General features: G+C 40.3%; 9 protein-coding genes. All 9 read right to left on the bottom strand.

The genetic code is table 11. The features are described from left to right. Positions 1-166: 166 nt before the first annotated feature. Complete coding sequence (locus tag R8806_RS15905) at positions 167-2728, bottom strand: adenosylcobalamin-dependent ribonucleoside-diphosphate reductase (protein WP_124318244.1); 2562 nt, start codon at positions 2726-2728, stop codon at positions 167-169. A 334-nt stretch (positions 2729-3062) separates the two neighbouring features. Further along, a complete protein-coding gene (gene rimM / locus R8806_RS15900) occupies positions 3063-3590 on the bottom strand; it encodes a ribosome maturation factor RimM (protein WP_151412232.1) in 528 nt (175 codons plus the stop codon). A 4-nt stretch (positions 3591-3594) separates the two neighbouring features. Continuing rightward, positions 3595-4173, bottom strand: a complete 579-nt coding sequence (locus R8806_RS15895) for a 30S ribosomal protein S16 (protein WP_124317228.1) — start codon at positions 4171-4173, stop codon at positions 3595-3597. 87 nt (positions 4174-4260) lie between these two features. Beyond that, complete coding sequence (locus R8806_RS15890; protein ID WP_124317229.1) at positions 4261-5223, bottom strand: hypothetical protein; 963 nt, start codon at positions 5221-5223, stop codon at positions 4261-4263. 3 nt (positions 5224-5226) lie between these two features. After that, positions 5227-6507 (bottom strand): DUF4989 domain-containing protein, encoded by a 1281-nt coding sequence (locus R8806_RS15885; protein ID WP_124317230.1) that lies wholly within the window; start codon positions 6505-6507, stop codon positions 5227-5229. A gap of 22 nt (positions 6508-6529) precedes the next feature. Further along, positions 6530-6736, bottom strand: coding sequence for a hypothetical protein (locus tag R8806_RS15880; protein WP_124317231.1), 207 nt, complete (start codon positions 6734-6736; stop codon positions 6530-6532). Between the two features lie 16 nt (positions 6737-6752). After that, positions 6753-7628 (bottom strand): RagB/SusD family nutrient uptake outer membrane protein, encoded by an 876-nt coding sequence (locus R8806_RS15875; protein ID WP_317715711.1) that lies wholly within the window; start codon positions 7626-7628, stop codon positions 6753-6755. After that, positions 7540-8145: a RagB/SusD family nutrient uptake outer membrane protein gene (locus R8806_RS15870; RefSeq protein ID WP_317715709.1), complete on the bottom strand. Its 606-nt coding sequence runs from the start codon at positions 8143-8145 to the stop codon at positions 7540-7542. The genes R8806_RS15875 and R8806_RS15870 overlap by 89 nt, the downstream gene beginning before the upstream one ends. An 11-nt stretch (positions 8146-8156) precedes the next feature. Then, complete coding sequence (locus R8806_RS15865; RefSeq protein ID WP_317715707.1) at positions 8157-11780, bottom strand: SusC/RagA family TonB-linked outer membrane protein; 3624 nt, start codon at positions 11778-11780, stop codon at positions 8157-8159. Positions 11781-11797 lie beyond the last annotated feature (17 nt).

The raw sequence follows: 11797 nt of genomic DNA, 5'->3' as shown, positions 1-11797 counted from the left end.
TTTACTTGTGCAAATATCTGATTTTCAATAAATACAAAAATTCATTTTTAAAGAAAATCAAGTAGAACCCCTTAGCACATCAATTATCACGAAAAAAGGTGGCCAAACTAATCTGGCCACCTTCACTTATAACTCGAAAGTCTATTATATAATTACCATATAATCATCAACCGCATTTAGAAGAACCGCAAACCTTACAAATCAAACAACCCTCTTGATAAATAACGGATTTAGAACCACAATTCTCGCAAACAGAACCCGTAGCTTCCGTCCCATCCGGGATAAATTTCCGCAGCGCTCTTTCCACACCATTCTTCCACGTGTTGATATTTTCATTATCGAACTCCATGGCAGCAACCAAATCCACGATTTGATTGATCGGCATACCATAACGCAAGACCCCGGAAATCAATTTCGCATAGTTCCAATACTCTTTATTAAACTTATATGATAACCCCTCGACTGTCGTCTTGAAACCTCTCTTATTCGAGAACTGGAAGTCGTAACGACTATTTCCCTCTTCATCCGTGTTCTTTACAATCTTACCGTCGGTCACGGCTTTCGGCAACATGATTCCCTCTTCATCATCAGCGATACCAGTAAAGATCTCGTAAGGACGTCCATCATACAAGCCGATAAAGGCAATCCACTTCTCCTTATTATTCTGGAAACGCACAATTTCTGCATCCAATTCTTTCGGACGCTTAGCAGGCATTGCCCCATCCGTCTTCTTATCTTTATTGGAAACCAAAACTCCAGAACGAGAACCGTCACGATAAACCGTACATCCTTTACATCCACTCTTCCAAGCCTCAATATAAAGCTGTCCAACTAACTCCTCTGAAACATCTGCAGGCAGATTCACGGTAACACTGATGGAGTGATCCACCCACTTTTGTACACGTCCCTGCATACGTACTTTAGCAACCCAATCAATATCATTAGAAGTAGCTTTATAATAAGGTGACTTAGCCACCATTTCATCAATCTCCTCGTTCGTGTAGCGCTTATGAACATCATACCCGTTTTTCTCCATCCAAACGGCAAATTTATGATGGAACACGGTAAACTCCTCGTAAGCATCCCCCATCTCATCCGTGAAATCAACATGCACGTTCTTGTCGTTCGGGTTCACCTTTCTTCTTCTCTTGTAAACCGGCAAGAATACAGGCTCGATACCGGAAGTAGTCTGGGTCATCAAACTAGTTGTTCCCGTCGGGGCAATCGTCAAACAAGCAATATTACGACGACCATATTTCACCATTTCCTCGTACATCTCTGGGGAAGCCTCTCTTAAACGAGAAATAAAAGGATTATTTTTTTCTCTTTCAACATCAAAAATCTTAAACGCACCACGCTCCTTAGCCAGCTCGACAGAAGAACCATAAGCGGCAACAGCCAGCTGTTTATGAATATCCACGGAAAAATCTATCGCCTCATCACTACCATAACGCAACCCGAGAGCAGCTAACATATCACCTTCAGCCGTGATCCCAACCCCGGTACGACGCCCTTCTCTGGCTTTTGTTTTAATTTTCTCCCACAACCGAATCTCAACACCCTTCACCTCGTTGTCTTCCGGATCTGATGCAATTTTTTCAAGAATGGCATCTATTTTCTCCAATTCCAAATCAATAATATCATCCATCAAACGTTGAGCAATAGCCACATGTTTCCGGAACAACTCGTAATCAAAATATGCGTCTTTTTCAAAAGGATTTACCACGTAAGAATACAAGTTAATCGCCAGCAAACGACATGAATCATACGGGCACAACGGAATCTCTCCACAAGGATTCGTAGAAACAGTTCTGTAACCCAAATCAGCATAACAGTCAGGCACGCTCTCCCGAATAATCGTGTCCCAGAACAAGATACCCGGTTCGGCAGATTTCCATGCATTATAAACAATCTTATTCCACAATTTTACCGCACTAATCTGTTTCACGTTTTTGGGCTCGTCAGAATATACCGGATATTTTTGAATATAATCACGTTCTTCGATAACCGCATTCATGAACTCATCATCAATTTTCACCGAGATATTAGCTCCGGTAACTTTCCCCTCAGTCATTTTCGCGTCAATGAAACTTTCTGAATCCGGGTGATTGATGGAAACACTCAACATCAACGCTCCCCGCCGACCATCTTGTGCGACCTCCCGGGTCGAATTCGAATAACGCTCCATGAAAGGAACTATTCCAGTAGATGTCAAGGCTGAGTTTTTCACCGGAGATCCTTTCGGACGAATATGAGATAAATCATGCCCTACTCCACCTCTTCGTTTCATCAATTGCACTTGCTCTTGATCAATTTTCATTACCCCACCATAGGAATCAGAAGGACCATCATGCCCTATCACGAAGCAGTTAGAAAGGGATGCAATTTGATAATCGTTGCCGATTCCCGTCATCGGCCCTCCTTGCGGAACGATATATTTAAAATCACGCAACACCTCGAAAATTTGTTCTTCACTCATCGGGTTCATGTAATTTCTTTCAATCCGAGCGATCTCTGAAGCTAAACGATGATGCATATCATCCGGATTCAACTCAAAAATATTCCCGTAAGAATCTTTTAAAGCGTACTTGCTTACCCAAACACGGGCAGCCAACTCATCCCCCTTGAAATAATTCAAGGAACTGCTATAAGCCTCCTCCTGCGTGTAGACTTTCTTTTCTTTCACAGTTTCTTTTTGCTTTTCCACTTTCTTCGTAGTTTGTTCCATTAGCGTATTATATAAATAGTATTTTTGCAACCAATTCTATAAGGACAAAACTAAAGAAAAAAAACTTCTTGGAAAAATATTTTTACTAACAAAACAGGAAAGTTTTCCAAAATGAACACATAATTACATCATAATCACATGATTAGTACTTAAAGAAAAGTTGAAAAATTTTCCAAATATAAAATCAATACAAACTACAAATATTCTACGAAAATATTTTGCTTTAATAAAAATTGGACTTTACATGATAAATACCTTATTCCAAAACACCCAATAAGACACGCAAGTAGCTATCTATTTTTAGCTATTTATACGTTTAAATATTTAAAAAGATCTAATAAAGTTCCTTGATTTCTTCAGAAATATTTACATGCATCTTTTTCTCGTCATGAGAAATATACAAGACATATTCATCGGATACGGGAAGAAGAATTTCTTTAGAAAATATTTTTATCGTGAGAACCACGTTACCTGAATAATTATCCACCTGCTCCACGACACCCATCTCTCCCGTCAACTCGTCCAGTACGGAATAGCCAATTAAGTCTGAAAGCTCAAAAGGCAATTCATCCTCTTCTTCCAACAGGTATTTATCCATTAGTAGGTCACATCCCACCAAACGATCCGCCTGTTCTTTCGAGTCAACAAAATCAAATTTGACAATATAAGAAGAATGGTTCCTCTCCGTCAAACCATCTTCGGCAATATAAAAGGGAACCGGTGCTCCTTCTAAAAGAATAAACACCGGTTCATCCATGTATTGTTCAAGAAGATCATTATCCGTATAAACAATAAGGGCTCCTTGTAAGTTATGAGTCTTACCGATCTCTCCTATCTTTACGCAATCTTCTCTCTTGACCATAAAATTACTCTGCTGCTGGAGTTTCTGCTTGAGCTTCCGGAGCCTCTACTGCGGCTACTTCAGTTGCGGCAGCCTCTACTTCTGCTCTGGCAGCAGCTTCTGCTTCAGCTTTTGCAGCGGCAATTTCTGCTTGTTTTTTAGCCACGATCTCAGCTTTAGCCTCTTTTACTTTAGCCTCAGCTTCCAAACGAGCCTTATAAGCGCTCTCTGATTCGTTAGCCAAACGAGCAATTTTAGCCTGAATTTTAGCAATCTTCTCTTTTTTCCAAGCTTCAAATTTCGTGTCAGCAGCAGCCATATCAAATGCACCTTTCTTCACACCTTCCAACAAGTGCTTTTTCATAAGTACTCCCTCGTAAGAAAGAATTCTTTTAGCCGTGTCAGTCGGTTGAGCTCCGGTCATCAACCAGTATAACGCTCTGTCGAAATTTAAATCAATTGTAGCCGGATTGGTCATCGGGTTGTAAGAACCAATTCTTTCAATGTAACGACCATCACGCGGTGCTCTACTATCTGCTACCACTACATGGTAGAACGGACGTCCTTTACGACCGTGTCTTGCTAATCTAATTTTAGTTGCCATTCTTTTTAATTTTAACTCATTAATTACTTACCTATTCTCGATAGGCGGGTGCAAAGATAGTCAATTAATTGAAAGTTGAAAATTCTTTTAGGGCAAAACATTTTGAAAAACACGTTCTATTTCTTTCAGGTACTTCGGATTAACAACAATCTCCTTATATCTGCTTTTCAATATCAACACGGCTTCCTCCGGTAATTCATTATAATACTGCATCACGAAATTATTCCCTATATCATCCCGAATCTGTTCGTGCAATCCCAATTTATTCAACTCGTCAATATAAGAATTCACGAATTGTTCCGGTTCTGACATCAAACCAGCCAACTTCTCACCCAGCAAATTATTCCAATAGGAAACCTCGTAAATTTTATAGCGATACACACGTTGATAAACATCAATATCATTCTTTGGCAACATCCGATCAAATATATTGAAATCAGCGGGGATCTCACTTTCATCTTCCCGGTTCAATAACGAATGATACATGGGATAATAAAAATAAGAGGCTGCCAACGGCACTTTCACTTGTATTCGAAATAATTTCACAAACGCCGGATCACAAGTATTCTTTTTCACGAATGCAGAAATAATACTATCATTAAAATGCACAATAGAATCCATGATCTGTCTAAAATCATTTGGCGGAAGTACAAACATCTCTTGCGTGGACGGGAACCATTGTTTCTGATAATAATCAGCCATCATCCGTGTCTCTGAATTACTCCCCTCTAAAAACTCAACGGATTCGTAATCTCCCTCTTGTACTTTCTTCACATCCATTTTCAAACGAACACTCTTTCCCGGTTGCAAATAAAGAGGAAAAGCGGCCTTCCCATTTGCCAATCGCACATAACCCGCTTTCGTCAATGGTAGAACAGCCTCAAAACTCCCCATACTATCTAAAGCAACAGTTATCGTTGTATCTTGCCCGCAAATTTCAAAGTACAATTTATCCCCTTTATAATGAAACAAATCACCCGAAATCTGCACTCCATTAATAGGATTGCACGCCCACAGGCATGCAATCCATAAACCTAGGCACCACTTCATCGCTTACTTCACCTTAGTAAAATGATACCTGATCATGTGCATCTCCATCGGGAATTCCCCTTCTCCCGACCAAGCTGCAAGATCTTTATACGTATTATACAAGAAATCTGTCGGCTCATAATCAAACACGGTTACCTCCAAGGTTTCATTATCTTCTAACAATCTAAAACCAACCTGCACGGACCTCAATTTTTCATTTACACCCGAGAAATTGACATTTGCCTGACTCAAATTCATCATGGATACCGTCACCTGAGGCGGTCGTCCGATTCCCCCAAATTCATACAAATAAACCAGTTGCTCTTTCAAGAACGTGACATCGGCATCTCTAAAATACTTCGCCATATCTCCGGTCGCATGAACCTTCAACTGAGTTCCACCATTCACAAACTCCAACATATCCGTCGGTAAATTATTTTCCGGCATATTTGCGATCTCTTCCCCACCATACCATGCATTATTTTTCACGTAATCCATTGATGTCAATTCTTTAAACACCCATTTGCCTTCTAACCGATCGGGAGTCGTCATTCCCTTTATATAAATTTCGGTTTGATCCACATCACCCGGCAGAATACGATCATTTCCATCCGGTACTAACAAAAACAAGGTCGTTTTCCCCTCTTCCCATTTCAAAAATCTAATCTTTATCGTCCCGTAACTCTTCTTGGCTGGAATAACAAACATCTTGTCGGGATTATCCACAAATTCATAATGTACATTTTCTATCGCAGTAGAATGTTCCCCCACGATAAAAGGAACTTTTGTATCCGTACTCGCCGAAAAATATTTTCCCGTATTCGCATCTTTTGCATCCATTCGAATCTCTACCTCCCCGGGTAGAACGTAATTCTCTTCTTGGAAAGAACAAATTAACTGTCCTTTTGTCAGCACCTCGATCAAGGTGAAATTATACTCACCAAGCACGTATCCATCAACAGGATATAATTCCAGTTTTATCGTCTTTCCATCCTCGAAATTATTTTTAGGTGTTACGGTAATACTAGCGGTACTCTCTCCCGCAGGAATAACGAACTCATTAGCAGAAAGCTCATATTCTTCTCCTTGCACGGCAGCCCCCCTTATATTAAACTTAACAGAAGTGTTTGCTGGTACCGGCTCTGAAACCCGAATCTCAACATTCAACGGCTCTTCCGCATCCAGAGTATAGATTAATTCTGAAAAAGCCAGTTGAGGCCCTTTCTCTTCACTGTCGTCATCGTTACACGCCACAAAGCACATCGACAACAGTAGACAGATAATCGATATAATATTTTTCATCATATTTCACTTAAATCTTTAGCTATTACAACCCTTGAATCGCATTATTATACTCCTCCTTCAACAACCGTATTTCTTCCCGTTCCTCCAAAGTCAACGGTCTCGCTTTAGGTAGCTGGTAATCCTGACTTTCCGTCAAAATACGCGGTGGTACATCATCTGGTTTATCACATCCTCCACAAAAAGCCAATAAAACAAACCCTAAACCCATCAATATTATTCTCGTTTTCATATTTACCTCCTTTACATTACTTGACATAGCCTTCATTTTGAATCATTCCCGGAATCAAATCAATATCCCTTGAAGGAATCGGTGCGGTATACATAAATTGTTTCGTCTCGTATTTAAGTCCATCCTTGGCAATCCAGAACTCCGGACATCCGTTCCGTTTTAAGTCGAACCAACGGTCTCCCTCCATGAACAACTCTTTCCGTCGTTCACAATGTATCGCCCACAACAATGGGGTAAAAGCCCCTCCTTCCACATTTACCCGAACCAAGGCAGTTTCATCCACGGCAGGTAAATTTCCCATTGTATAAGGAGTATAACCTGAAATCCGTTTTGATCTCAACAGATTTAGATATTCAAGTGCCTCTTTTGTCTGATTCAAATAAGCATACGATTCAGCTAAAATCAAGCACATCTCTGCACTCCTGATACAAGCCAGCGGGACCTTCTGAGCCTCTCGCTTATTATTAAACAAAAATGAATACCGAACATCTCGCTCTTTCTCAACAAACAAGTCAATAAAACTTTTACTTACCGGTTTCACGGCTAAATATCCCTTCGCTCCATTATAATTTTGATCACCGCTAACGTGAGATAACACATAGGAACGTAAAAGAATATTGCCTTTTTGTGCATGTTGAGCAGACAACATATCAACATACTCTGTCCCCTCCACCAATGGATAAGCCTCCAATATTTCTTTTGCCACGGGTATAGCCTGTTCCCAATTCTGAGACCAAAAATATAGCCTAGCCAAATAAGCTTTTGCCACATCCACCGTGTAACGGAAAATTTCCGACTTGGAATTATAAGAAATCCCCTTCTTTAAATCTTCCTCGATAAGCGACACGACCTCCGACAAGCTTGACCGTTTCGGTTGACGCTTCCATATCAAAACGAGTCACGATAGAAAGCCCTAATTGTTCCCCAGCCTTTTGCTTGTTATAGGGTTCACAAAAAAGACGCATCAAATTGTAATAAGCGACACCTCTCATCGTGTATGCCGTGGCATAACATGACTTTGCCATCTCAGTATTCTCCTCTTCCATTTCATGTATCACCAGATTACAGTTCTTTATTAATGCATACAACTTCTCGTATTCAGACTTAAATGAATTCAAACGATCTCCTACATATTTGGGAATTGCTCCCATCCCTGTCACATTTTTAGTCAAACTATTCTCTACGTTATCACTAAAACACTCCAATTCCAATTTTTCCATGGCATTACCCAATATGGCCTCATCATAGCCATCATCGATCTCGCTCAAATGGCTATTTAACAAAGCTGCAAACTCCTCAGCAGTCTTAGGAATAACCTCACCTTTCGGCTTCACATCCAAGTACTCTTTACAAGACACGCATACAAAGAATACCATTAAAAGCACACTTATATTTTTCAAATTCTTCATAATCTCACAAATTAAAAGCCTAAACTAAGTCCAAATGAACAAGAACGTGCCAAGGGATAAGTTGCCCCGGGTGTTTCCGGATCTAACCCTGAATAATTTGTTATTGTAAATAAATTCGTCAGGATAAAAGAAAAACTCAAGGAAGAAATACCCATTTTACTCACCACATCCAGAGGTAATGAATAAGACAACGACATATTCTTCACCCGCAAGAAAGAAACATTCTCCAACATGGTTGCCCGAGTAATCGTACTAGAAGTCGGATAAATCTGGTCATAATAGAGTCTTTCGCCATAAGTATCAATAATTCTAGGATACTTCGTGCCAGTTCTGTTATCTTCTGTCCAGCGATTAGTCACGTCTTTCCTCACATTCAAATGGTTCACGTACAAATCATTTTCACTAGTCGGAATCTTTTCCCCCGATGACATCCCAGTAACACTTATTGTGTTATAACTTACTGGTGATGTTATCTCATCCACAACCTTTCCTCCTAACGAATAAGCACCACCAACACTTAAGGAGAGTGTTTTCCATGAGAAACTAAAATTAAAACCTCCCGTCACCGGAGCCGTTGACGTTCCTTTATAATATATATAGTTATTCACATCACTCAAATCAGTCGGTTTCAAAATATCTGCATCTGGACGTAATTTATATTTATACAACCCGGTTTCCGGGTTTATTCCCATTGACTTACCTGCAAAAATCGAACCTAAAGGATAACCAACAAAATTGTTAGCCGAATACGATATAGGAGAGGTGTAACGTTTCAATATATTACTATTCCAAGCAACATTTACCGAAGCATTAAATTTAAAATCCCTATACCTGAAAACAAGTGCCTGCAATGTTGCTTCAATTCCTTTATTCTCAATCTGAGAGGTGTTATAACCTTGTCCCCTGAACCCCGTCACATAAGGAACATCAACACTTGTTACAAGATCCTTACTCAAACGATAATACGCCTCAACCAAACCATTAATTCGATTATTAAAAAGTCCGAAATCCAAAGCGACCTTCATATCCCGTGTTTTCTCCCAACGTAAATGAGGATTAGGAGCTTTCCGAACTTCCCCGATTCGAAGATTTTCCACGTCGGTTTTCCGATAAGAAGTAGAGTAATACATAATCAACTCCGGTTTTTCTGTTTTATTCACGTTTCCGGTATATCCCATTGCCACGCTCAATTTTAAGCGACTAAGAACAGGACGAAGTTTTTCCATAAAATGTTCATCTCCCACGTGCCAAGCCAACCCCAAAGACCAAGTCGGATTAAACTGTTCGTCACTACCGAAATTATTGGATCCATCTGTACGGAAAGAGAGACTGGCAATATACTTATCATACAAACTATAATCCACGGAAGCATAAAACGATGCGAAACGGGTTTCTTCAATAGACTGCCCGGCAAGTCCATCAATCAGATTCGCCATATCCACCAATTTATTATAGTCAACCTGATCATCTGTCTTTTCCGGAGCCGGGGTAGAAGAATTTCCGGTAACAGGATCATAACCATAGCGTTTTTCGTAAATACTCTTCGCTTTAGAACCTCGTATTTCTGCTCCGGCCAATACCTGCAAGCGATGAATCGAATTGAAAATATCCGAATAATTCAGTTGTCCTCTCGCACTATAATTTGTATTATTAGCTGAAGATTGAGTTATCGACCCGTAAGTTCTCCGACTATTCCAATCGTCCAACTCGCTAGGTTTATCCTTAAAAGCGGCATAAGTATCAATTCCATTTATATTATCCGACTTATTATTGATAAAACTATAAGAAAGCAAACCCGAAAAACGGAACTTTGAAGAAATTATATAATTCAAACTTAACATCAAATTGGCAGCATAATCATCCGCAACACTAGATGTCTCATTAATTTCACGCATAATATTATACCCGTTAGCAGGAAGTATGGCCTCTCTTCCACCATTAATTTGATTCAAATTATAATAAGTATAATCCGGTCTGTAGGAGCCGTCTTCATTATACGGCTTCTCGTAAGGATTGGCAAAATAAGCATATTGGAAAGGATTCACGTTTAACGAAGACCCATCCGATTTTTGTTGAGAAAAATCAACACCCAAATCTATCGAAACTCGCTCGTGAGGATTCAATTTTACCTTTGTAGATAAACTATACCGATCGTATGAAGTCTTTCTTAAAATTCCATTATCCTTCGAATAACCAAAAGAAACATAATATGTTGCAATATCAGTTCCCCCGGACAAAGACAAATAATGATTCATCGAAAAAGCAGTCCGAAACAACTCGTCAAACCAATTGGTCGTAGTTTTAGATAAATCTGCGATATAAGCATCTTGCTCCGCAGCACTCATCGGTTCAAACCCCTCGTCTGTCCAGACCTTACCATCTTTCCCCAACTTATTGGCTCGTAACATCCCGACAATACCAACCACTGGATAATACGTTCCGTTCGTAAATCCATCCGCCGAGAATTCATCCCACAGCTCTTGCTCCCAAGCCAATTTTTGTTTTGAGTTCATCAAATCACCATCCCTTTGCGGTTTCATTACCATCGAAAAATTAGCCGAATAATTCACAGCCATTTTCCCAATCTTACCTCGCTTCGTTGTGATAACGATAACCCCACCTGCAGCTCTTGAACCATAGATTGCGGCAGCAGAAGCATCCTTCAATATGGTAATATTCTCAATATCATTCGGATTAATCCCGGCAATACCGTTAGCAAAAATATCATTAAAATCACCCGCTTTAATTCGTCCTTTTTCAATACTCGGTATATTACGTTGCAAAGGTACCCCATCAACAACCCACAAAGGTTCTGCGTCCCCGGTAAGCGTATTCGTTCCCCGAATCCGAATCTTTGCTGATTCACCCGGACGACCGGATTTGGCCACGATACTCACTCCGGCCACCTGTCCTTGCAACAATTGATCTATCGACGTGGGGACCTTATTTTCAAACACCTCTCTGCCCACCACGGCCACGGAACCCGTGGTTCGTTTTTGAGTCGTCTGCGTGTACCCCGTGGAAACGATAACCTCATCCAACTGCCCCACAGCCATCTTCAACACCACATTCACGTGTGTCTCCGTGGCTCCCAACTTGACATCCTGCGTCTCCATCCCGATAAAAGAAAACTGTAAAACCTGATACCCATCCGGCATATCCAAAACAAAATTCCCGGTAGCATCCGTCGAGACTCCCATAGTGGTTCCTTTAATCATTACCGTAACACCGGGTAACGGCGCCCCGTCCTCGTCTTTTACACTTCCCCTAATCACCTTAAACTTTTGTTCGGATGATTCTTGCGGAGCCTTCTCCAACAAAATAATCCGATCTTGGATTCGATAACGTAACCCTGTACCCTTCAACACCTCTTTCATCACGCTATCCAAAGAAACTTCCTTGACATCAACTGTTATTCCTCCAAAATCCTTCACGAATTTCTCGTTGTATACAAAATTATACCCGGATTGCTTTTTGATCTCTTCAAGCACTTTAACCAGTTTCTCGTTTGTCACCTTCAAGGTTATCTTTTCCGGTGAATGTCCTGCCCAAAGTGTGCCCGATGCGAATAACAGTAGCATCAAAAATGCACAACACTTGTTGAATTTCCTGAAAAAAAACTTTTCTACCATCATTTTTACCTATATTTGTG

This window comes from Butyricimonas faecihominis, from assembly GCF_033096445.1.
Classification (GTDB): domain Bacteria; phylum Bacteroidota; class Bacteroidia; order Bacteroidales; family Marinifilaceae; genus Butyricimonas; species Butyricimonas faecihominis.
Note: the sequence above shows the minus strand (reverse complement) of the source record. Positions and strands in the feature narration are given on the sequence as shown.

Coding starts and splice junctions, on each gene's coding strand:
- R8806_RS15905 (WP_124318244.1), bottom strand. CDS start 2,728: ATGGAACAAACTACGAAGAAAGTGGAAAAGCAAAAAGAAACTGTGAAA.
- rimM (WP_151412232.1), bottom strand. CDS start 3,590: ATGGTCAAGAGAGAAGATTGCGTAAAGATAGGAGAGATCGGTAAGACT.
- R8806_RS15895 (WP_124317228.1), bottom strand. CDS start 4,173: ATGGCAACTAAAATTAGATTAGCAAGACACGGTCGTAAAGGACGTCCG.
- R8806_RS15890 (WP_124317229.1), bottom strand. CDS start 5,223: ATGAAGTGGTGCCTAGGTTTATGGATTGCATGCCTGTGGGCGTGCAAT.
- R8806_RS15885 (WP_124317230.1), bottom strand. CDS start 6,507: ATGATGAAAAATATTATATCGATTATCTGTCTACTGTTGTCGATGTGC.
- R8806_RS15880 (WP_124317231.1), bottom strand. CDS start 6,736: ATGAAAACGAGAATAATATTGATGGGTTTAGGGTTTGTTTTATTGGCT.
- R8806_RS15870 (WP_317715709.1), bottom strand. CDS start 8,145: ATGAAGAATTTGAAAAATATAAGTGTGCTTTTAATGGTATTCTTTGTA.
- R8806_RS15865 (WP_317715707.1), bottom strand. CDS start 11,780: ATGATGGTAGAAAAGTTTTTTTTCAGGAAATTCAACAAGTGTTGTGCA.